The organism is Candidatus Saccharibacteria bacterium (assembly GCA_016700375.1).
In the GTDB taxonomy this organism is placed as follows: domain Bacteria; phylum Patescibacteriota; class Saccharimonadia; order Saccharimonadales; family UBA4665; genus JAGXIT01.
In genome coordinates, this window is sequence record CP065016.1 from 552,400 (window position 1) to 576,319 (window position 23,920).

The 23,920-nt window shown below is 51.0% G+C and carries 11 protein-coding genes and 1 pseudogene; 2 read left to right on the forward strand and 10 right to left on the reverse strand.

Going from position 1 to position 23,920, the window contains the following annotated elements; translation table 11 throughout:
* Positions 1–9: 9 nt before the first annotated feature.
* Both IPP75_02965 and IPP75_02970 read right to left on the reverse strand, forming a co-directional pair.
* The gene (locus IPP75_02965; protein ID QQS70072.1) at positions 10–762 is read right to left on the reverse strand and encodes a hypothetical protein; all 753 of its coding nucleotides are present in this window, start codon (positions 760–762) and stop codon (positions 10–12) included.
* Positions 759–2,354, reverse strand: a complete 1,596-nt coding sequence (locus IPP75_02970; protein ID QQS70073.1) for an LCP family protein — start codon at positions 2,352–2,354, stop codon at positions 759–761. The genes IPP75_02965 and IPP75_02970 overlap by 4 nt, the downstream gene beginning before the upstream one ends.
* 101 nt (positions 2,355–2,455) lie before the next feature.
* Here IPP75_02970 and lepB point away from each other — a divergent pair, with 101 nt between their 5' ends.
* Positions 2,456–3,103, forward strand: coding sequence for a signal peptidase I (gene lepB, locus IPP75_02975; protein QQS70074.1), 648 nt, complete (start codon positions 2,456–2,458; stop codon positions 3,101–3,103).
* Positions 3,104–3,119: 16 nt separating this feature from the next.
* On the opposite strand, the gene IPP75_02980 is transcribed toward lepB, so the two are convergent.
* The 3 genes from IPP75_02980 to IPP75_02990 all read right to left on the reverse strand — a co-directional run bounded on the left by IPP75_02980 (position 3,120) and on the right by IPP75_02990 (position 6,156).
* Entirely contained in the window at positions 3,120–3,983 is an 864-nt protein-coding gene (locus IPP75_02980; protein ID QQS70075.1) for a ParB/RepB/Spo0J family partition protein, read from the reverse strand.
* 78 nt (positions 3,984–4,061) lie between these two features.
* Positions 4,062–4,823 (reverse strand): ParA family protein, encoded by a 762-nt coding sequence (locus tag IPP75_02985; protein ID QQS70076.1) that lies wholly within the window; start codon positions 4,821–4,823, stop codon positions 4,062–4,064.
* 820 nt (positions 4,824–5,643) lie between these two features.
* Complete coding sequence (locus IPP75_02990) at positions 5,644–6,156, reverse strand: hypothetical protein (protein ID QQS70077.1); 513 nt, start codon at positions 6,154–6,156, stop codon at positions 5,644–5,646.
* Positions 6,157–6,250: 94 nt separating this feature from the next.
* Here IPP75_02990 and IPP75_02995 point away from each other — a divergent pair.
* Positions 6,251–7,223, forward strand: a pseudogene (locus IPP75_02995) (transposase).
* A gap of 414 nt (positions 7,224–7,637) precedes the next feature.
* On the opposite strand, the gene IPP75_03000 reads toward IPP75_02995, so the two are convergent.
* From IPP75_03000 to IPP75_03020, 5 genes are all read right to left on the reverse strand, one after another.
* Positions 7,638–16,202 carry a right-handed parallel beta-helix repeat-containing protein gene (locus IPP75_03000; protein QQS70078.1) on the reverse strand — a complete coding sequence of 2,855 codons (8,565 nt, stop codon included), beginning with the start codon at positions 16,200–16,202 and terminating at the stop codon, positions 7,638–7,640.
* Between the two features lie 316 nt (positions 16,203–16,518).
* Positions 16,519–17,286, reverse strand: coding sequence for a hypothetical protein (locus IPP75_03005; protein QQS70079.1), 768 nt, complete (start codon positions 17,284–17,286; stop codon positions 16,519–16,521).
* Between the two features lie 12 nt (positions 17,287–17,298).
* Positions 17,299–23,019 carry a hypothetical protein gene (locus IPP75_03010; protein QQS70080.1) on the reverse strand — a complete coding sequence of 1,907 codons (5,721 nt, stop codon included), beginning with the start codon at positions 23,017–23,019 and terminating at the stop codon, positions 17,299–17,301.
* Positions 23,020–23,132: 113 nt separating this feature from the next.
* Entirely contained in the window at positions 23,133–23,519 is a 387-nt protein-coding gene (locus IPP75_03015) for a PIN domain-containing protein (GenBank protein ID QQS70081.1), read from the reverse strand.
* Positions 23,520–23,522: 3 nt separating this feature from the next.
* Complete coding sequence (locus tag IPP75_03020) at positions 23,523–23,747, reverse strand: AbrB/MazE/SpoVT family DNA-binding domain-containing protein (GenBank protein QQS70082.1); 225 nt, start codon at positions 23,745–23,747, stop codon at positions 23,523–23,525.
* Positions 23,748–23,920 lie beyond the last annotated feature (173 nt).

Consider the following 23,920-nt stretch of genomic DNA (forward strand, 5'->3'; position numbering starts at 1 on the left):
TATGCTGAATTAGATAGTTTTATCACCCCAATCCGAAAAAGCAATAATTACGAGAAGTACCGTAATAAGTATAAATAAAACTTCTCTACGAACCAGCTTCGACAGTTTATCGAAGTGGTCTAAGTAATACAAAGTCCCAATACTAAATGCCATAGCCGAAAGTATAAGGGTTGGCTGTGCAACCACCCCATAGTAGTACACGAGCCAGTGGCCTAAAATCCATGTAAGCGCCGCTCCAAAATATGCCCATATGTAGGCAAGGAGCCGAATATGCGTTTCTTCGAAGCTATAGAAAAAGTGGTGAGCGGCAAAAAAGCAAATAAAACCAACCGCCGCTATTAATCCCATAAGGGATATATAGTCCCACGCCGAAAAAACTGCCATCAGGCCGACGACTTGGCCAAATAACGCCTGCAAAGAAACCCAAAACACGTCATGCTTCGGCTTTACAAAAACAAGCCATAGCACCCACGCACTCACATAAACAGCCTGCAACCACATCGTGTCAGTACCGTCCATAAGCGCTAGCGCCGAAAGCCCCACAATGATATCGATGGCATTTGTTCGAATGTTTGCAAGCCAAAAACGCGGTCGAACTGCAAACATACGCCATTTGCTGAGCAATATTACTACAAGAGCAACCTGCTCAAACCCGGAACGTACCAACGCAAATACTATAATCGGAAGCAGAACATTGAGCAGCAGATAAACCGCGTGAGAAAAACCCTTACTGGGCTTCAGTTTTGTAATTAGTGGCCTCATGTACCTATTATTATAGCAAACTGCACACCAACCGGAACGTTTACGCCTTGAGGTAATTCGTCAACAGCAGCAATACCATATCTATCCTGTAGGTAATGCTGAGTGTATGGCTTTGCGCCATCAGTTAAGTCGACAATCGTTGTCCCGACGGGTATGCCTTGAGTAGTTGTGGAGCCAGATACAGCATACCCATACCCGCTCAACATATCGGTTGTAGACATACGAAGCTTCTCCGAGGCGGCAACAATATACACATTTGCCCGTTCTTTCACAAGATACCCGTCTTGAAGCTGCGAGCGAACATATGACTGAATATCACTATATGTGTCAAAACCCGCTTTAGGCCTCACGACAGAGCTGTCGCCAACCCGGTCTGTTGTAACAAGATTATTCGGCGATGTTAAGCTCAACGATGCAATTTCACTGTCCTCTATGCCTCGCATAATTGACACAAGGCGGTTCGCTGCTTGGGGGCTTAGGTCTGTACGGACGTTATCACCGAACGCATTTAACAAACCATCTATCTTTGCAGGGCTACTCAACGTACCCATTGTAAGCACCTTCTGCTTGAGTGCGATTAACAGCTGTCGCTGTCTTTCTGAGCGTGCGAAATCTGAACTAGTTTCACGAGACCTAGCATACATTAGTGCTCGTTTCCCACCCATATTTTGAATACCTTGTGGCGCAAGAACCGGGTTATTTGTATTCTCCCAAGCCATGGTTGGGTCATAGAGCTGCTCTTTTACATCAAGCGTGACTCCACCAACCGTGTCCACCGCTTGCTCAAATGCCTGAAAGTCGACAAGCACATGATAGTTGATATTAATGCCCAAGACCCCGCTAACTGCCTCGCTTACCGACGCAAAACCTGCCTCTACCGCTTGCTGGTTATTATTTGACATGTCATTTTTTCCGAGGTATTTGTATTTTCCACTACTGTAGGCGGCGTTGATTTTCTGGTATGAACCAAAATAGTTAACCGGCATTTTTACCCATAAGTCACGGGGCACGCTGAGCATTGCAGCTTTATTATTTACGGGGTCAACACTGAGCACCATGAGCGTGTCCGTCAGGTCACCACCGGGGTGATTCTTGCCACCAACACCCATCATTAGTATATTTACTCGCCCGTCACCCTCACCGCTAAGCAGTTCTGGCGCAACTTTTTCTGCACTTAGGGCTGCAACCGTGTTCGTACCTTGAAAAACACGATGCAAGTTGGTATATCCTCGCCAAAAAAGCACCCCACCAAAAACAATAGTCAGGCTGGCGCTAACTGCTGAAAACTGCAATAGACGTCGCCGCCATTGGGTTTTCTTGCGAACGAGTTTCAGGGGGCGTACCGGGGCAACGTAGCGAGGCAAATCAAAATGTTGCATTGTATTTGATTCCTCCTGAAAAACTCCTTCAAATATGGGTTTTTGCGTCGAAGTTGCCTTCTTGGAAGTAGCAGGGAGTGGTAATTGCACCTTATCGACTGTAATGGAAGGCATGGCCTCATATTCAGGCGCCGCGTAGTTACGCCGTACCCCAATAAACCCATCTAGGTTGGCACGGGAAATACTATCTTTTTGATGTCTCTTTGTATTCATAGGTCGGTAACACATAATTATACCGGTAATGCTTTTGCCAGTAAACCCTTGTTGTTGACAAATTTTGCGCAAATCCGGTAGTGCAGTATAGTTAATACAACATGGACCAACAGGACTCACCAATTACATCAGTTGACTCATCGGATGCTTCCGGCTCAAATGAATCAAACGGTCTACGAGGTATTATTTCCACGGTAGGTATTCTGCTTCTCGCACCAATTATCGCAATCCTGCTAACACTATTTGTCTTCCAGTCATACCAAGTAGACGGCCCAAGCATGGAACCAACCCTACAAAATAATGACCGCCTGATTGTCTGGAAACTTGGTCGCACATGGTCAAAAATTACTGGCCACCAGTACGTCCCTAACAGGGGTGATATTATCATATTAAACGAGTCCGGACTGGCAAGTTTTGGCAGCGGCAGTGACGAAAAACAGCTTGTGAAGCGTGTTATCGGCCTTCCCGGTGACCATGTCGTCATAAAGAACAATGTAGTTACGGTATACAATACAGAGCATCCTCAAGGGTTTCAGCCAGATGTATCCTTACCATATGGCAGCAAAACCGCCATACCCCCTACAACAGACGATGTTGAAGTAACACTTTCAGATACCGAGTTATTCGTGTGTGGAGATAACCGACCCCAGTCACTCGATTCAAGACGCTTTGGACCGATTCAAACAAGCCAAGTTGTTGGCAAACTTGTTGCCAGAATACTTCCCCTGAACGCCATAGAAAAATACTAAGGTGATTTTGTTAGGTCTATGATACAGATAGCTCGTTAATAAGGCGGCTTAGGTCTTCGTCCGAACTGAAGTACAGCTCAAGACGTCCACCTTTTGCAGTTCGGTATATTTTGACCGGTGTTTTGTATCGCCTACTAAGTGAAGCTGTCTCTTTATTCTCAACCCCGACCGCTCGACGAGTACTACTCTCGTTGTTTTTACCTGACTTAAGCGAATTTACAAAACGCTCAGCCTGTCGCACATTCAAGTGCTGAGTCGTAATCAGCCTAAGGAGTTCTTCTTGTTTTTCAGCTTGCCCTTTCAGTGCAAGAATTTGCCGCGCATGCCCTTCACTAATTGCTCCCGACTGAAGAGCCTTTTTTGCTGCTATCGGCAGCTGTAACAAACGAATTGTGTTGCTGATGGTTGGCTCTGATTTTCCGAGACGCTTGGCGATCTCGCTATACGCCAGATTAAACTGCTGATGTAAGCGTTCAATCGATACCGCTTGTTCAAGCGCATCCAGGTCAACCCGCTGGACATTTTCTATAAGTGCCACTTCAAGCTGTTCCTGTTGTTGCATACTTCTGACGATAACCGGTACGGTTTTAAGTCTAGCCCGCCGTGCAGCGCGCCACCTTCGTTCGCCAGCTATGATCTCATAGCCGTCTCCTACTTCGGTCACCACAAGCGGCTGGACGATCCCATGTCGTTTTATGCTCGCCGCAAGTTCATCGAGCGCAAGCTCGTCGAAGGTCGTCCGCGGCTGTTGTGGATTTGGCGCGAGCTTTTCGGGCGATACTTGCAATACACGCTCTCCCGCCTCAAGCAATACTTCCGTGTCGAAATCTTGCGGTATAAGCGCTCCGAGTCCCTGTCCTAACCCCGATTTAACACTCATAGCACTTGCCCCCTAAAGTCGCGAAACTGTTGGTAGCTCTGCAAAGCCCAATTCTTATGAGCTTTCACCGGAAAATTACTATAAATTACCACGTTTCACCACCTCCTGAGCCAGCGCCTTATATGCACGCGCACCCTTGCTCCACCTATCGTGTTCAAAAATTGTTTTCCCGTAGCTAGGCGCTTCGGCGAGTCGAATATTACGCGGGATAACACTATGAAAAACCTTATCTCCGAAGTGTTTTTCTACCTCTTGCTTTACCTGCTCGCTGAGTACCGTACGCTTGGTAAACATGGTAAGTACGACACCGAAAATATGCAGGCCGGGATTCAGGCTACGCCTTACGAGCTGCATAGTTTGCATGAGCTGACTTAAACCCTCGAGGGCAAAATACTCTGCCTGTACCGGTATGATTACACTATGTGCAGCAGTCAAAGCGTTTATGGTCAAAAGTCCTAGAGCCGGTGGGCAATCTATAACGACCACTTCAGCATCGACGTTCTTCATTACTTCCTTGAGCCGAGTTTCACGGTTCTGCACATCGACGAGTTGAACCTCTGCCTGTGCCAGCGAAGGACTAGCCGGTAACACAAAAAGATTATGGGTTTTTGTTGTCTTCACAATATCTGCCGTGTCTACCCGGCCAAGTAGTACGTCGTACAATGAATTAGCAAGGGTGTTTTTGTCTATCCCCAGACTACTTGTGCTGTTTCCTTGGGGGTCTAAGTCTACTAACACAACTCGCCGCTCATTTGTGGCAAGCTGAGCAGCCAGATTTATAGCGGTGGTTGTTTTGCCGACACCGCCCTTCTGGTTTGTGATGGCTACTATATAGGCCAAACGATTACCCTCTTTTCTCACTCTAGCGTATCAGATGTAAGCCTCGTCGTAAACCAGAAGTCTCCATCGTACATAACCCCATAATACCAGCCTTTTAATCTTATTTACTTTATTAGCTCCATAATACCCATGACCTCGAACGGTCTATGTACCTGTTATCACCTTAGCAATCCCTGTAAATTCCTTCTGTATACGGCTAACCTTCCAAAAAATGGGGGGTGCATTTTTGTTATATGTGTATTCCATGCTAGCTTTTCCCGACAGATCTAACCAAATAGGTTTGGAATGATTAGAAATTGTACGAAATTGAAAAATTTGTCACGGTCCTTGCATAGGTCTGGTTGCTAGCCGAGTTGCGGTTTGCTACTGCGCTTTAACTAATGAATTCACTTATACATCTAAGCGCCCCCTAGCACCTACCATCTTGCTTAAAAAACTACGTTTCGTTCATTCTATTTATATTTCGCCTAAAATGCATTTAAGGTACTAAAAAAGCAGGCCTTGCGAGAGTGCCTGCTTTTCGTTTGATACGTTTTTGTTTTTGTTTGGTTTGAAGTTTTTGATTTCTCCGCAAAGTACACGGGAAATCTGCAGACAAGTATGCGCTAATGCTTTTGCAAATGCAATACTTTTTGTGCACATTTTTTGCTCAAACTGTGGATTTTACCCCAGTTATCCACAGTTTCTTCGTTGTTCGTTACGCATAACTCGGGTTCAACATAAACATCAAGCCCTTGTCCTCACCCAAATACTGTTCTGCCCGCTTGCTGACACGTAGCGGTACTACGTGCTTATGTCCGGCCACGGCTACACTAGGATACTACTTCTCGGCTCGGAGCGTACTAAAGAGCAAGCCCCAATCATCTTGCGTAATTGGGTCAGGAGGATGCGCAACCAGCAGAGTCCCCTGTGCGGCAAGGATAGCTGAGTCTCCACCTGGCGTGTACGTCCCCACCTCAACCATACGCACAAGTGAAACCGTCCCAAGTGGACTACGAAAGTTTGCTACTGGCTTCAACGAACCAATGAAGCGGTCGTAGGCCGCCCTATCATCCCTGTACTGTAGTGGCAAAGCCTGCTCTGTGAAAACAACCTTTTGGTTATTGACATATGCAACAAAACTAACAGTTTGGTCGCTAGGGTTATAATACCAGTCTTGCAAGCGTATCGACTTGTTTGTGGGCAATAACACCGCGAATGAAGCCTGCAGGCGAATGTATTTAGGCGAACGAGGTGCTGGGTGGAGAAAATACCATCCTGTGCAAGCAATAATAAGCAACACGAGCACAATTCGTAATGTGTTGACCACGACCGTCTCTGCTCTTGTAGTCATACCTGAATTATACACGAGTTTCGCACTCCCCAATTCTTTGCTAGCCTAGAAGCATGACGTCAGTCATGCTTTTTCGTAAACAAGGAAAATAAACATGTCTCGTTCAAAATGTTCTCGTGAGCTGTACTGCTCATTCCTGGAGGTCACCTCCTCACGGTATTCTGCGCTCAGCTTGAGCGAAGTAGCCCCAGACAATGCCATGCTCTCTCACGACAGCGTCTCCCGTTGGCTAGCATCTGAAAAGATACAGCCCAAAGACCTGTGGCAAGCTGCCGCTTAAGGAAGTTCGCGCCACTCCTGGCATTTTGGTCTTCGATGATGTCGTCATCGACAAAAGCCGAAGCGGCAAGATGGAGCTTGTGAACTGGCAGTATGCGGGAAGTAAGCATGACATCACCAGAGGGATTGGCGTTGTAAATGCGTTGTGGCAAGTAGATACAGAACACTACATTCCTATGGACTACCGCATCTGGAACCCGCCAGAAGACGGCAAGACTAAGAATGATCACTTCCAGGATATGCTGAGTAGCACAAGACAGAGAGGGCTACGCCCGGAGATGGTTGTTGCGGATAGCTGGTACGGCTCTCTAAAAAACCTTAAGGCAGTTCGCTCTCATGGCTGGGACTGGGTCATGGGGCTGAGGAGCAACCGGTTAGTCGGTAAGCCACATATCCAGCTCAGAGAGTTAGATATACCAGATACAGGCTTGGTGACATATCTGAAAGGCTATGGGTGGATCAGAGTCTTCCGGTTTGAGGCCAGTAACGGCCGCACGGATTATGTTGGTACAAGTCGTACTGACCTCACCCGCGAACAAGTCAAGAAATACTTCGAGCGCCGTTGGAGTGTCGAGGTACTGCATCGAGAACTCAAACAAACCTGTGGCTTATCCCGCTGTCAGGCCAATCTTGGCCGAGCCCAAAGAAACCACATTGGGTTAGCTTTGCTTACCTGGGTACGAAAACATAAGAGAAGGCTAATTGACCAAACGACGCTATACCAACAAGATTGGGAGGTCATAAAACCAGGCATCCAGCTTGCGCTGGCTGCCCGGTTGAATGGGTGAAAGTGCGAAACTCGTGTTATACCATCTGCCCCTGATGAAAAACACCTGCTCCTAACCCACGCGGACGTTTTGGGTGTCATCTTGAGCACTGAAATGAATTCAGTGTTAAGTCCGTAGAAAGATCTCAACATATTTGCATCTAGCAGGATCCCAACATGGAGTCTGCCCTGTGGGGTCGGGACGACGATGGAACAAAAAAGTATGGGTGGGATCAGCACCGGCTCTATAGTGCGGGCTGACCGACCGCCTGAAGGTTGGCTTGAGCATACAATCTAGGAGCAACCCAGCAAGAGCATAACAAGATACTCAGTGCACTCACTAATGACCAGCCCGATGTATGTCGGCTATGCCACGGTATTACGCCACGGCTGTAGTAGGACACGCAAGGCACACAAATAGTGTGGTTCGCCCGCGCTACCAGCTGATGACCCATATCTTACCGACACCGCCTGCACCGCCTGCACCGCCCGCGCCATAGCTGTGCGCACCACCGCCACCGCCACCGCCACCGCCCGCACCGCCTGCACCGCCTGCATTGCCATTGCTACTGCCGCCGCCACCGCCACTTCCACAGGCGGCCGACGTGGCCGTACTACCGGCTGTACCTGGAGCGTTAGTGCCACCGGCACCACCGCCGCCAGCCGTATAGCTACCGCTCTTTCCGCCAGACCCTCCGACAAATCCAGACGTAGTACCGCCACCGCCACCGCCAGCACCATAACCAGCGCTCCCACCAGTACCCCCGTTTGCACCTGCGCCTGCCTTATTGCCGCCGCCGCCACCACCATATTCAGCATTGTATCCGGGGGTGCCGTTGCTAGCACCTTGCCCCCCTAGAGCATCTGCATTGGATGTTGCTGTCTGGCCACTAATTGTACTACCTCCGCCACCCCCGACACCCGAGGTATTTCCACCTGTGCCCCCACCAGCAAAAGCATAGCCACCAAATGTCGAGGCACCACCGGCACCACCGGCACCACTACCCGCCGTACCTGCGCTACCGCTACTGCCGACCGTTGCGGTCACCGTTGCGGTCAAATCAGCAGCCACAAACATCCGCTCTACATGCGCACCACCGCCACCGCCACCGCCAGCAGCAAGCCCGATGTTTTGCCCACCACTACCGCCGCCGCCGCCGCCGCACATAATGACCAGCACAGCAGAAACACCACTCGGTTTCGTCCAGGTGTTCGCGCCTACGGTCGAATATACTTGCACATCGACACCGGCTTGCATGCCAACCCACGTACCATTCTGGCAGAAACGGAATTGGTTGGCGTTAGAGTTATAGTACATACCACCATTTGTACAGGTAGGATCGCCAGATGTGTTTTTGGTATCCAGCACCAACACTGTCGCCGTCGCATCCACTGCCCCTACAGTGATGATATTACCAGAGGTATTAATATTGAGAACATTTGTGCCACTGCCGTTTTGTACCTGAAATGCCGTTGTCGTGTCGCTAGGGTTCTTTATGGTCAGTCCTGGGCTGGCAGAGATGACACCGTCTGAGTAGATGGTGCTACCAGCACCCGTGACGACACCGCCAGTAAAGTAGCCCTGGAAGAAACGGTTACCCTGCGTTGTGTAGTCTGTAGTAGTTGCACCAATGTTCTGGATTGTGTACTTTGTGACCGTAATAGATGCGTCGTATGAAACAGCTGGGGAGACTGTATAGGTACCATTGGCATTATCTACCGTGACCCTCGTGTAGTAGTCTTGACCAGCGTTGTTGAAGAAGATGACATCGTTAACACTGAAGGCATCTGTTGTCAGGGTAATGGCAGTGACGTTGGTACGAGCAGTGGCTTCAGTGGTACCAGTAGTGGCCGTGGCAACACCACCAGCCAGCAGGTTACCATCTGTATTAATTTTAATCGTAGCGGTAGCTGAACTATTCTGGAACTGAAGTAGGTCAGCAGTCTGTGACCCAAGCTGCTTTACGACTGCTGTAACGCTGCCTACAGCCGTGCTCTGGATGTTGAAGTTGGCACTCGTTTGGGTTGTCGTAGCGTTCTGAATGTAGCCGGCACCACCAGTTGCTGGTGCACAACCACTCCAACCTAGCGTACTGGTAGACCCAGCTACTGTGGTGCTGAGACACTGCCCTGTCGTACCAACCGCTGTCGGAAGAACGAGGGAGTAACTCGAGCTGGTGGTACCAGTTTGGAGAGTGACGGTGTTGGCGTTGGTAGAGTTCCTGAGCACAAGGGTGCCGTTAGTGGTACTGGCGGTACCAAGAGTGAGTGAACTACCACCCTGTATAGTACCGGTAAAGGTAGCTGAACCAGTGGTGTTGGTGGTTGGTGATGAACCAGAGGCAGCTAGGCCAGTGTCATTGGTTGTTTGAGTGGCACCGAGTTTGGTGGTGACGGTGGTTATGAGACCTTGCGTCGCACCACCAACCGTACGGTAGACTTTGTAGCTGGTGGCACCTGAGATACTGTTCCAGGTGATGATGGTATAGTTACCAGCAGTCAGGGTTGCGTTACCAGTAGCGGTAGAGCCAGCAGATGAGGCAATAGTCTCGCCGACGCCATCGAGAGCCGTGATAGTGTAGCTGTAGGTTGTACTACCAGCTGTACCACCAGTCGTAATGGTGGGAGCGGAAGGAGTTGGGAGTGCTGCTGCAGTCAAACCACCTTGGAGACTGAGAGTGCCAGAGACGGTCGAGGTACCAACGGTCAAAGCACCCATGCCTTTGTTGATGAGGTTACCTGCGCCGTCCATTTGGTTAGAGTAGCGGGTGCCGGTACCAGCGTCGTTGATGGTGGCGGTGTTGGCAGCCGTACCGGAGAAGGTGTTGGAGGCGAGGTAGTTGTTCGTAGAGCCGGAGTCGATGATGCTGATGGCGTAGCAGGTACCGGTACAGCTGGTGTCAGTGATGTCGTTGCTGGTGATGGTGTTGGAGGATGAGTTGTTTATGTAGATAGCGTTGTTCGCCGTAGCGCCATTATTGTCATGGAATTTGTTGGCACCAACGGTATTATTTGATGAGGTGGTGATGTAGATGCCGTAGTTAGAATTTCCATATATGGTGTTGCCTGTAAGGGTGTTGTTGTTGGAAGATGACAATTCTATACCTTGGATGCTATTCCCCTGCGCAGTGTTACCGGTGAGGGTGTTGTTGGAGGAGGAGGAGATGGTGAGACCGTAGTTATTCCCCTGCGCAGTGTTACCGGTGATGGTGTTGTTGTTGGAGGAGGAGGAGATGGTGAGACCGTAGTTATTCCCCTGCGCAGTGTTACCGGTGATGGTATTATTTGAGGAGGTACTGAGGAAGATACCATAATTGGTATTCCCTTGAGCAACATTGCCAGTGAGGGTGTTATAGCTGGAGGAGGAGCTGACGGAGATACCATAATTGGCATTCCCTTGAGCAACATTGCCAGTGAGGGTGTTATAGCTGGAGGAGCCGAGGTAAATACCGTTGACAGAATTCCCTTGTGTTGTATTGCTCGTAAGAACATTGTTAGAGGAGGAGCGGAGACAGATACCATTTCCATTCTGACAATTTGACCCACCCGAGGCATACCAGTTATTCGCCTGCACGTTAGATATGCGTGCACCTTGGCGAGCACTGGCTCCACTGCCGCCACCCATGTTAAAGAAGTCAATACCAGCCATACCAACAAAGCCGCTTTGGTTGGCTTTATTGCCATCAAGCTTTAAGTCTCTTAGGGTGACGTTAGTCCCCGTAGTTTGGTCGGTGTTTATGATGGCACTGAAGTTCACATTCAATGCGTTCGGAATAGTGATGAGGGTGCCTTGCCCTATACCACTGAGGGTTGTGTTGTTCGGAACTGAGATGCTGGAGTCGATGGTGTAGGTACCGGCCAGGAGGACAACTTTCTTGCCGGTGGCAGCAGTGAGGGCTTGGTTGATCTGGACTTGGTCCCCGTCAGCCGCTGCACCAGTGTTACCATCACCCAGGTAGTCAGCAGCTGCTTTGTCTGAGGCAGAACTGTTACTGGCAGCCACAAGGATAGCTTCACTCTTGTCAGCTTGCCATTTGGTGAGAGTAGCGTTGTAGACCAAGAGTTGTTTGGTGTCGGTGTCGTAGTAGAGCATGCCGTCGGTGGGGCTCGCAGGACGGGAGGCGGTGTTACCGCCGGTGATGGTGATGCTCTTGCCCGCAGCCAGGACGGTATTGTTCTGCAGATTGATGACGCCTGTGGCGGCTGGGTTAATGTTTATGTTACCGCTGGTGGTGGTCTGAAGCGTGAGATTACCGGCGGTGGTATTGAGAGCGGTGTTTATGTTAGTACTGGCAAGGTTGCTTAAGCTGGTGTTGGCACCGCTCAGGGTTCCAGAGCCGGCAATTGTCCAGTCGGCACCGTTCCAGATGAGGGTAACAGCACTGGTTGGGTTCACGACGCTAGTAAGAGCACCAGCATTCATTGAGATAGTGAAGTTGTTGGTTGTGCTCGCATTGGTGATGTAGAACATACGGCCAGCGGTCGTAGAGGTTGGGTCTGGGATAGTGTAGGTGCGGGCAGCAACCGTTGGAGCGATTGAGGCAGCGGTATATATGTCGACCGTAGCAGCGGCGGTACCAATGGCACCGGCTGCGAGGTCACCCAGAGCCAGGGTGCCATTGAGCGTAGCACCGTTGTTAGTGAGAAGTTGGTTGGCGCCAACCAGGAGACCACCGTTGGCAGTAATAAGGCCAGAGAAGGTTGGGTTGTTGACGACGCTTACAGTTGTGCTGCCACCAAGTGCAACACTGCCACCACCACTGAGGTTTGTACCGGCGGTGACGGTAAGACTAGAGTTCACAAGGTTAGCATTGGTAACGGTTGCAGAGCCAATGTCTGTACCAGAGACAGTGCCATCAAGGATGTTGGTGCTGGTCACACCACCTGTGCTAATGTCCCCGGTGGCAATAGTGCCATCAAGAATCATGGTAGAGGTAACCTTACCAGTGCCAATGGCGTAGGTTAGGGTATTGCCACTGACGGTACCAGTAACGTCACCAGCCGTGGCAGCATTGGCCCAGTTCGTACCGTTGTAGACAAGCAGGTTGTTGGTAGCGAGCGAGGTGTAGGTTACCGTCTGACCGTTTATCTTTGCAACTGTTGGGTTTGGATACGTGCCAGAAAGATCGCCACCAGCGCTACCACTCGGTGCACCGCCACAGGCTCCCCAGGTCGGTTGACCGGTACCGCCCGTACCGCTCTGGAGACATTGGCCAGCACTAACTGTAGTGCCACTGTAGACATACTTTGTACCATCACTGTAGACAACACTGCCTGCTCCGCCAATGGCACCATTGTTGTTGGTACCACCATTGGCTATGGGAAGAGTGCCAGTGAAGGTAATGTTACCTGCAGCAGACAGAGCAATGTTACCAGAAGCACTGACGGCTAGCGTACCAGAAGCGTCAGGCAGGGTGTAGATTCGGGCGGCGGTGAGGTCAGCGTTGGTGATGGTACCGTCGAAGCGGGCAGCGCCAACCGCAGCGGCAGATATGAGGATACGGTCTTGGGTACCAGTGGCGGTATCTACAGTAATACCGCGGATGGTAGCACCACCCGTGAAGGAAGAAGCAACTGTTGTAGTCGCACCACGGTTGGTCACCGTCTGCAGGGTATCTGCTTCAGCACTAATACCACAGCTGCCCCAACTTGGTGCCACACCGACACCATTAGATATGAGGCAGGAACCAGAAGCGACAGCGGCAAGCTTACTGAGAGTAGTCGCACCAGAGGCGTAGATAAGGTCACCGGTGGTGTAGCTGGTAATACCAGTACCACCGTAAGCTGCGCCAACGGCAGTTCCCTGCCAGGTACCGGTGGCAATGGTACCGACACTGGTAATACTGGTTGTGTTACCGGTGGTAATAACAGTACCGGAGACATCGGGGAAGGTCCAGGTACGGTTGGCAGTCAGGTCAGCGTTGGTAATGGTACCAGTGAAGCGGCCTGCCCCGCCGGTGGTAACGGCGACAGATATAAGGTCGTCGGTGGCAGTGGCGGTGTCTACCGTCAGGGTACGGATAGTAGCTCCACCCTGGAAGGAAGAAGCTGTTGTGGTAGTAGCACCACGGCCAGTGACAGTGGCGAGAGTATCTGCCTCCGCCGTAATACCACAAGAACCCCACTGGATGGTGGTGGCATTGCTGGTCAGACACTGACCATTGGTTCCTCGGGCGAGACGAGTACTGTTGGTACCATTGTGGTAGAGGAGGTCACCGTTGGTGGTCAGGCCTGAGAGATTGTTTATGGCACCTTGGGCGGTGGTGGCGTTCGTACCACCATTGGCTATGGGGAGAGTGCCGGTGACGTTTGTAGTCAGGTTAATCTGGTTGGCGGTAATAGCCTGCCCCGTGAGACTGAGGTAGTTCTGACCGCTGACGGTGACATCGCCGGTGTTGGTACCCGTAAGATTACTGCCACTGACTGTACCTGTGGCAGAAATATTGCCAGTGACGTTCGTGTTATCTTGCAACTCTATGGTGCCAGCACTGTTGAGGACTATGTTCCCACTAGTGGTAGTAGTAATGTTCAGGTTGTTGCTGGTGCTGTTCAGGGCGGTGGTGCCAAGGTTGACGGCTGAGAGATTGCTTAAGCTGGTGTTGGCACCGCTCAGAGTGCCCGAGCCGGCAATTGTCCAGTCAGCACCGTTCCAGATGAGGGTAACAGCGCTGGTTGGGTTCACGACGCTAGTGAGAGCACCGGCATTCATTGAGATAGTGAAGTTGTTGGTTGTGCTCGCATTGGTGATGTAGAACATACGGCCAGCGGTCGTAGAGGTTGGGTCTGGGATAGTGTAGGTGCGGGCAGCAACTGTTGGAGCGATTGAGGCCGCGGTATATATGTCGACCGTAGCAGCGGCGGTACCAATGGCACCGGCTGCGAGGTCACCCAGAGCCAGAGTGCCATTGAGCGTAGCACCGTTGTTAGTGAGAAGTTGGTTGGCGCCAACCAGGAGACCACCGTTGGCAGTAATAAGGCCAGAGAAGGTTGGGTTGTTGACGACGCTTACAGTTGTGCTGCCACCAAGTGCAACACTGCCACCACCACTGAGGTTTGTACCGGCGGTGACGGTAAGACTAGAGTTCACAAGGTTAGCATTGGTAACGGTTGCAGAGCCAATGTCTGTACCAGAGACAGTGCCATCAAGGATGTTGGTGCTGGTCACACCACCCGTGCTAATGTCCCCGGTGGCAATAGTGCCATCAAGGATCATGGTAGAGGTAACCTTACCAGTGCCAATGGCGTAGGTTAGGGTATTGCCACTGACGGTACCAGTAACGTCACCAGCCGTGGCAGCATTGACCCAGTTCGTACCGTTGTAGACAAGCAGGTTGTTGGTAGCGAGTGAGGTGTAGGTTACCGTCTGACCGTTTATCTTTGCAACTGTTGGGTTTGGATACGTGCCAGAAAGATCGCCACCAGCGCTACCACTCGGTGCACCGCCACAGGCTCCCCAGGTCGGTTGACCGGTACCGCCCGTACCGCTCTGGAGACATTGGCCAGCACTAACTGTAGTGCCACTGTAGACATACTTTGTACCATCGCTGTAGACAACACTGCCTGCTCCGCCAATGGCACCATTGTTGTTCGTACCACCGTTGGCTATGGGAAGAGTGCCGGTGAAGGTAATGTTACCAGCAGCAGACAGAGCAATGTTACCAGAAGCACTGACGGCGAGCGTACCAGAAGCGTCAGGCAGGGTGTAGGTTCGGGCAGCGGTGAGGTCAGCGTTGGTGATGGTACCGTCGAAGCGGGCAGCGCCAACATTTGCAGCCGCTATTAATATACGATCATACGCCGTATTGGCCGATGCAAGTGTCAGGCCATCTTGAAATGTTTTATTTCCAGCAAATGTCTGAGCGGCCGTACCGACAAGCCCGGGTTTGTCAACCTGGGCGGTTTGCATATATATAGACGTACCACTTATGACAGCGCCATCGTTTGACTTTGACTGCGAGTCAATGGTACCGACAGATGTTACCCCAGAACCACCGCCAGCACAACTCCCGAAACTCAGCTGCCCTGCACCGTCAGTGAGAACACAATCACCGTTGCTGCCATTCGAAATCGGGAATGTAATGGTTCGGTTTGCGGCAGAAGCACCTGCTTTGAGAGTGGTCGTAAAGCCATTGCCAGCATGCAACACCATCTGCCCTTGGGTACTGGCGCTACCGACCGTCACTGTTGTGTTTGCTAGGAACGTGTTTACTTGACCACTCCCTGATATGCGAAAACTGGCACTTTGGTCAGTGGCAGTTTGGTTCTGGATATAGCTAGCGTTTGCCGCCGAACCAGTCAATAGCGTATACGTCCCCCCAGCTCCTTGGTCAGGAACCTGGAATATCTGGTTGCCACCGGTTGGTGCTTGGATGCTAAGGGTTGAGTTGAGTGCTCCTGATGTGGTCAGTAGCTGACTCGCCGTCTTAGCATTAAACGCATAGGGTACTGCGGTGAGCTTGAGTCTTGGGGACATCTCTCCGTCCCAGGTGGGAGTAGCGGTTTGGGTGGTACCACCAACGTTCATGGTGAGGTAGAGCTGTTGGTCCCAGGGCATCGTACCGGGGAAAGCTGTTTGGGAGCCAAGGTTAACGGTAACGTAGCCATTGGCTACTCGGACACGGTTGTCGTTACCTGCTGTACCACCATTGCTGTCGTAGTAGGTTTCAGTCCAGAGGAGAGCACCACCACTCAGGGCATCGTAGAGCTTGAACTGGATGTTGTAGTAGCCGTCTGGGGCAATGGCACCAGCAGCTGTTTCCAGACGAGCCTGGAAGTTTAGGTTGTCACTGGTGGCGGCATACGCGTGTGGCACGCCTACGCCCCCGCGCGTGAGGAAAAACAGGGGGAGGAGGAGCAAGGTGAACACCAAAATTGTACGGATGGGCTGAGCGATAGCCTGTACATTCTGCCACGAGCGGTACACTGACACGACAAATCCCCTGAGCGGTATACGCTTCAGGGTGCGCCGGAACAGTACGAGTTTTTTGCCCTGTCTATGCATAGCTTCTTTTGTTTTGGTTTTTGAGAGTTTTTGTTTGTATCAGTTTGTTTTGTTTTGCCGATACGTAGCTAATTGTGCGCGTCTTTTGCTACAAAAACAAGACAGCTTAGGCCTATTCTCTAAAGCAACAGAATGGGGAGGTTTTATGTATGCAATTCATATCAATATGTTATTATAAATACAGCAGAATACCTTAAAATAGTGTAAAAATGTTGTTATTTTACCTCATATATTTGTTCCTTGAAATCAATTTAGAGTTGTTAAAATATCAACAATAGTAATAATACTGTCCAGGTTATCCACAGGCATACATACCTCACTGCAGGCTTTGAATGTACACCACCCAGTCTGTATTTGGCAGTGTCTTGGTGCTCTGTATAAACATAAGCATTTTGTCACTTACGAGCATCATTCGCTGCGTGTTTGCGTCTTCACTACTTGATATGTAGACCGCCCCTAGGGTGGTCGTAAATGTATCATTTGCACCTATGCTAGTTGCAAGCTCGCGCACAGCTGTTTTACTGGTTTTGAGTTTTTCTGGTACGGCCTGTTGGTCAACAGTGAGGTTTGCACCTTTATAGGAGTCATAGAAAGAGTATAGTTTTTTTGCCTCATCATACTTTGGCGGTGTTGCCGTCACCTTCCCGGCCACAAGCTGAACCGATTGCAACGGTTTATACCCCAACTCGGCCTGTACGATTGTGGGTGCTTTCGGTGTTGGTGCTGACTTTTGTGTCGCGCCAAGGAGCATCTTTCCCCCAAAAATACCGACAAACACTACTACAGCCGCAAGCAACCATGGCCGCAGCCGAGCAAACGGGATACGGGGGACATGCAATTGCGGCATATGAATTTGGATAGATACAGTCGGCTGTTCGCCATGTTTCGGCGGCAGCACCTCCGACCGCCGCAGACGACGTTTCACCTGGGATGCAGTAAATCCCTCTGTGGATTTCACTTGGGATGGCGAGGTGTGGCGTATGGCCTTCGTTGGGGGCTGGTCAGGAGATGTGTCATCACGCAGCCACGCCGGCAGCGCATCGTCATCGTCGAAATCAATCGTTTTAAACTTACCGACGTCCATAGACACTCCTCATCATGGTAACGGACAGTTGTAGTTCGGATCACCGGGCGATGCGCTCCCACGGCGGCACGGGGTGTCGAGCGGCTGCTGCTCACCGCCGGTAAATGTTTTTCCGTGCAGCATACGCTTGCTGGGGTCGGCCGTGTAAAACAACGAAAGGTCGGTGATAGTTGGCCCGCGCGTGACGTCCTCTGGATAGCCAAAGGCCTGCGAGCTATCGATATTGACCGAGAAGTAGTAGTAGCGTGCGCAGTTTGTGTTTGTGCCACTCCCATCACGAGGAACTAACGTGCCAACATTCCCCAGCGTGACCTCGCCGTGATTATACTCCTGCCCCCATGTGGTCATATCGACCACGCAATCGGCCGTCACGCCATCTATGTCTGTCATACTCCGGTAGCGGAGGTACCAACGTGCGCCAGTCGAGTTATCGACACCATTCAAAAGCCAGCTGTTTGGAAATACATCTGTGTCGGTATCTATCATGCGCGAATACTTTGCAACTTGCGGCTGTGATTTTATGGACGAATAGAAATGCCTGCCACTGCTGAGCGGTGCCGTACAGCCACCACCCATAACAACTATTTTGCCGCCCACATAGGAAACCGCCGCACCGTATCTGTCGCCGCTGTAGCGTTTATTTGTTTCATACCAGTCGCCAATGCCAGTTGGGTTATTGCCGCTCGCCACCGTTGTGTTGGCGCTGATGGGTGTCACGAGCGTATTTGGCGCACAGGTACTGGCGGCCGAGCGGCCAGCTACCAAATAGAGATAGCCATTGGCGGCAAAGCCCTCAGCTTCACTGATTGGCCCCGGAAGGCTTGTCGTAAACGTCCATGCGTCGACCGTTCCGTCGCTGTTAATCTGGGTAAACTGTGCATCATTAAAATACTGGGTACCATTGTTGCCGCCAAAAGTGTACAAATTATTGGCATACGCTACCACTGTGTTACCACGCCGAGCAACATCTGGCACGTCTGTGTCTTGCGCCCAGCTATCGGCCGCAATATTGCCGCCGCTACTCAGCTGCGGGCTTATGTAGACCGTGTTGGTGTTCGCAGCGCTACCATCTAAGCCTCCGACAACATATATGCGGTTGTTCCATACCGCCGCGCCGAATCGAGTCCTGGCTTGTGCAGCTTGTGCAGCTGTATCACCTATACCTCCTGAAGCGGTTGACCAAGCTGTGGCAATGTCTCCCGAGGAAAAACTATTTGCATAGAACACAGTCGATTGCTCGTTAGTGGCTGTGTCGTCTTGACCACCAAGATAGTACAGGTTTCCACCGGCAACCTCCAGTTGCCCCCAAGTTCTATCAAACGGCAGACCATTTGTGGCCGATGCCCATGTACCAATTGTTCCATTCGATGTATCGATTGGCGCGTACTGCACGTTACTGGTTGCATTTGTACAGTCCGTCGCACTAATACAACCGCCCGCCACATATATATAGCCATTCAACACAGCCGAGCTTGCACCCCACCGATCGGTATCGGCCGCAAACGTGTCATCTGACAGCGCCGTGTAATCTACCGGCGCACCACTATCGTTATTGTAAAGCTGGAATGTCTGAATCTCTGGCTGCATACTCGTGCAGCCAGCCGGTGCCGCCCCTGCCGCACAACCGCCAATAGCATAGACATAGCCATTACCCACAATAGCACGCAAATCCCAGCGAGGTGTCACTACCACACCAGAGCTATCAAACGTGCCCATATCTCCTGTTGTCACGTCTATTTTTGCAAACAAAAGGTCTTGAAGCGAGGCAGTGCCGCTATACCCAGCAAGCGAATATATGTACCCGTTGTACCCAAAAGCCACGGCGCGTCGGCGCACAGGATCCATGAGCCCTGTCGTAAATTTCCAACTGCCTGTTGATAGACCCGTTGTATTATCGACAATGTTATTGCTATCATCAATTTTTGCGTATATGGTGTCGCGACGGTTTGCGGCAAAGTTGGGGCCACATGGATAGTTATCGTCACCGGTTCCCCCAGCATTAATAACCGAGCACGAGCCACCAACAAGGTAAATTCGATTTGCATATATTGTACCAGCCATTAGGCCAAGCCCCTGAGAACCAGTGTTGAGATTATCGGCGTCAATTTGAAGCTGACCTGCGGTATCACAGTCAGTCGCATTGGCCTCTTCCAATGCCCCGCTGGTCATAATATTACACTTATATACTTCTGTGAAATACGTGCTACAACCTATGCCATCATCACCTGTGCCCCCACCAGCTATATAACATCCGCCCAACACATACAGGTTGCCCGGGTAGGTTGCCGCATTGGCTGGGTTAGACCTGGTAAAACTATAGGCGTAGCCCCGAGATGTGCCAAGTGCTAGGTTGGCAAAGGTCTGTGCAGTCCACGCCCCCGACAACGTACCGTTCGCATTCAGTGCAACCCGATAGACGTTACTACTCCATGTTGTACCACTGGTGCCGCCAATGACGTAAATGGTGTTATTGAACACCGTCGCACTCCCCGCTGATATACCTGTTGTACCATTTATTCTATTCGTGCTGTCAACACACCACAGGCTATTTGTTACAAAAGTTCCTCCGCAAGTACCAACGCGCGTCATATTGCCGCTCGAGTCGATAGCTGCATACGAAACATTGCCGCTCGATGCCGCTGTACCGCCCGTTTCGCAAACATCATTGGCCGCAACATTTGTACACCCCCCTATGGCGTAGATGTAGCCGTTGTTTATGACAACCATGTTGCTCATTTGGCCGCCTTGCTGTGCGCCGTCGCCTGCCCCCGGTAAGTCGCAGTCGGTGTAATTTGGCGTCACACAGTTACCCGTATTGGCTGGTTCTGAGTTGCTCACAGTACTGGCATCGCCATCGGGGTTAACGACGCCATACTCAACCGCTTGGTGAACGGCATAACACGTCCCATTCGAGGTGTTTTGTCGATTGCAGCCCCCAAACCGGTATAACCCGTTTTGCCATGCAACCAAGTTGTAGCCAATTCGTTGGTTACTGAGGTTGAGTATAGGGTTCCAATCAGCAAGCGAGCCATCGGCATTAATACTCGCAAGCTGCACATCGCTTGCAATAGTACTGCAGTAACCACTCGTCAGCGCCGAACAACCGCCCGCAAGGTAAATATAGGCTCCCCATATGGTGGCGTAGCTGCCGCCCATGGTTGCACGAGCCGTCGTGAATGTACTCGTCTGTACCCAGGTATTCATGGTTCCGTCGCTATTTACCTTGCTGTAGTACACGGTGTTACGCAAAGTGCCGCTACTGTTGCCGCCAATAAGGTAAAAGGCGTCGTTATAAAACAACACTGAGTGGCCATGCCGAGCATCGGGAAGAGTCTGCATGCCAGTGGTCGACCATGAGCCAATATCTCCCGTCGCTAGCACGTCTGCCACCCGCACAGTGCTAAGACTAGTGCCACTTGTATCTCGGCCGCCAAACAAATAGAGCCTATTATTGGCAACCGCAATTGAGGAATAACTCAATGCGGCCGGCAGCGTATTGGTCGACGCATACCAATAGCCGGGGGTGCCTCCGGTAGGATGCCACAGCTGTGGTTCGCCATTGGCTCCAAGCTTAGCGACCCACACAGTAGACTGGCCATTTGCCGCAGTGCCATCGCTGGTACCACCGATAGCATATAAAAAGCCATTGTACGCATACATAGCCATACCGACTCTGTTTGCGGGCAAATCATACACGCTGTTATTGCACCAGCCGCTACAGAGGCCAGCGCCAGGGTTTGGACTATCAATAGTCCCGGCCGTTGGGTTAAATTGCGCCCATTCAACGGTGTTTTTATAGGCAGCCGTGACGGTAGCAGGCCGTATGGCAATCGATGAAGCTCCCCACGTATCATTCAGAATTCCATCCGACACAAACGTCGCCGCCGGTGCGCTCACAGTCGCCAAAGGGGGCACGTCAAGCGCGGCAACCGCAAGACCAACGCTAGTTGTATCTGCCGAGCTATAGCCCGAATACACCCGAGTATGCCCGCTCGGCAGCCACGTTGCTTCAGTTGGATTATCGGCGTTTATGGCAACTGAACGAATAATGAGCGTCGCATCGTGCGACGGGGTAACCGCTGGATACGATGGGACAGTCGCCGAGCCGCTACTACCCGTTGCAATCGAACCACTTACCGGTGAACCGGAATTGAAATTTTTTATTCGAAGTACCACGGCCGACCACTCAACTCCCGCGCCAATTGTCCAGTTATAGCTGCTCGCTTCGTTACCGCCGCCCTGGTCGGTACCAATCTTCCAACATACCTGGTGTTCACGCGCGCTACTACATGTCCAGCCCGCCGGTGATGTAATTGTTCCAGTACCTACCCTACCGATACTTGCAACATACAAATCCCCCGCCGGGCGTACGGTTGGCATATTGACGGTAAATGTTGTGGCGTTCGTAGCCTGCACCGTACTCTGCTGGCTCACTATATAGGGCATGGTGGGATCCACTCTGCCCCCAGCCCTGTATATATAGCCGCCCGCGGTTGCCATAGCCTGGTCCCAGACACCACTGCTCATCTCTGTTGTGTCAGACCAGTAATCTATGCGCGCTCCAGTGGTTTGACTCTTCTGGATAAGCTCGTTGTCGACATCGAAGTCAATATTAGTTTCGTTGTTGCCCTTCATAAGTTTACGCGCTGTTTCTATGTATACAGTCGGGTCAATGGTAAGCGGATAGCTGGCCTGCTTGAGGTTACTTGCATACACGGTCAGCTGGTTGCTTTTCAGGCTATACCATGCGCGTGCTTGACTCTGTTTTTTACCGTATTCACGAATAAAGGGTGCAGGAAACCGAAATAGCAGCGTATTTTTTTCACCATTACGTCGGGCCGCCTCAAGCGTGGCCGTATCAGCATCGTTACCGGTGGCAACTTTACCAAGCAACGTCGGCGACACTCCGTATATCCCCAAGCTACCATCACCCTCAAGTCGTGCCTCAGTTCCATTGGTCAATCCCAGGTTATAAACGAATTTCATTTCGTTTGTACTGGGCGTATGCAACACAATATCTTCCTTAATACTGCTCGCCCGAAGTGAATACACTTTTTGCGCACTTGAGCCTTGCAAAGGATACACCAATCTTCCGCCTTCCTGGCGCGGCTCGCTCAGTTGAAATGCGGGCTTAAAGGTAGTCGAGACACCATTCACAGCGTCAGTTACGGTCACGCCGTCTTTTGGATTAAGATAAAAAGATGCAGTAAACTTTGGGCCTCCTACCTGTCCTGCCGTTCCAAGACCTGGCTGAAAACCTTGATTATATTGGTACGCCTGCTGTTTTTGGTCGAGCTTTAAGCGGTCTGCATAGGATATTCGTTGCTCCCCGAGTAGTTGCTCTGCTTGGGGCGAGAGCGCATAACTCACTTCTTGTGTACGCAAATGAAGTGTATCAATACCCAGTGTACTCACCATAAGCAGTGCCATGAAGCCCCAACCAACACGAGCTAGAAGCGGGTGCCTGCGGCGTTTTGGCCGCAAACGATATAGACGCTTGGCGATAGGTTTTGGCAAGCGGAGCAAAATGAGCTTCTCGAGCCGGTTATACCCCCGCCACAGTATCCGCCAAAGCGACTGAATGGCGTTTTGAATACGAGCAAAGATGTTTACAAGAATCTTCCGCGGTGAAAGCTGCAAGTTCAGCGTAACCGTCCGGGCGGCAATATGCGCTGAACCTCCATGTTCAGCAGGCTCTGGCAGTGTCGATGTTTGGCGATGTCTGTGTTCCACGTCGTATTGTGCGCTCGGTCCGCACCCCGTTCTCTTTACGCTACTGCTTATAGTGTAGCATCTTACCCCCGTTATTCCAACGCAAAATCCCAGGTAATTTCCCGAGGGGGACCCTATGATTGCAGACCTACTGGCTGTATGTGCTTTGGAAGCCTCCTTGAAAGCTCCCTATCATTTGTGAAAAAACTGTTTGCCTGCAGGCTAATCGCAGTTGCCACGTGTATCGAATCACCTATTGTTAAGCCGTGAGTGCGTTGCAATTCACCAGCCTTCAGCGCAATAGTTGTGTCCATCGCAACAAATGTCATGTTTGGGATTTCAAGCAACGGAGTCGTAACCGCAGCAGACCCCGCCATAAACTCAGTCAATGTCAGGACAGACGTGACAAACGCACTCCCCTCCGCGCGTGCGCAATCCAGCATATCTGCCACCCGTATACTGTCTGAGCCATTATCCTCAAGAAGATAAATCAATATATTGGTATCGAGATATATGGTCATAATTCATCGCCAATTATCACGGATTTCGCGGATGCGCACCACCGGATTACCCAATCGTTTTGGCACCGTCCCGATGAGCTGACGAAACGACGGCTCTTTTTTCAAAACAACTTGGGTGTCTGTTACGCTGCTAATAACAAGCCTATCCCCGCTCTGTACGGACATCCGAGCCCGGACTGCGCTTGGGATAACTATCTGATTTTTACTTGAAAGTGTCACTGTTTTCATACGCTTTACTATAGCAAGAAGTAAAGCGTATTGCAATTACTTTACACAAAATCCCAGGTAAATACCCTGGGATTTTGCTTCGCTTTTTTTTGTTTTTACAAACCCATTCATGGCTCATGCGTCTGTTCAGACCTGACTATGCCAGGCTAAACAATGGATCACTCTGTATCTGG

Excerpts from the sequence above, each read along its gene's own strand:
- IPP75_02970 (QQS70073.1), bottom strand. The coding sequence starts at position 2,354 with ATGAATACAAAGAGACATCAAAAAGATAGTATTTCCCGTGCCAACCTA.
- IPP75_02980 (QQS70075.1), bottom strand. The coding sequence starts at position 3,983 with ATGAGTGTTAAATCGGGGTTAGGACAGGGACTCGGAGCGCTTATACCG.
- IPP75_03005 (QQS70079.1), bottom strand. The coding sequence starts at position 17,286 with ATGGACGTCGGTAAGTTTAAAACGATTGATTTCGACGATGACGATGCG.
- IPP75_02990 (QQS70077.1), bottom strand. The coding sequence starts at position 6,156 with ATGACTACAAGAGCAGAGACGGTCGTGGTCAACACATTACGAATTGTG.
- IPP75_03020 (QQS70082.1), bottom strand. The coding sequence starts at position 23,747 with ATGAAAACAGTGACACTTTCAAGTAAAAATCAGATAGTTATCCCAAGC.
- lepB (QQS70074.1), top strand. The coding sequence starts at position 2,456 with ATGGACCAACAGGACTCACCAATTACATCAGTTGACTCATCGGATGCT.
- IPP75_02965 (QQS70072.1), bottom strand. The coding sequence starts at position 762 with ATGAGGCCACTAATTACAAAACTGAAGCCCAGTAAGGGTTTTTCTCAC.
- IPP75_03015 (QQS70081.1), bottom strand. The coding sequence starts at position 23,519 with ATGACCATATATCTCGATACCAATATATTGATTTATCTTCTTGAGGAT.
- IPP75_03000 (QQS70078.1), bottom strand. The coding sequence starts at position 16,202 with ATGCATAGACAGGGCAAAAAACTCGTACTGTTCCGGCGCACCCTGAAG.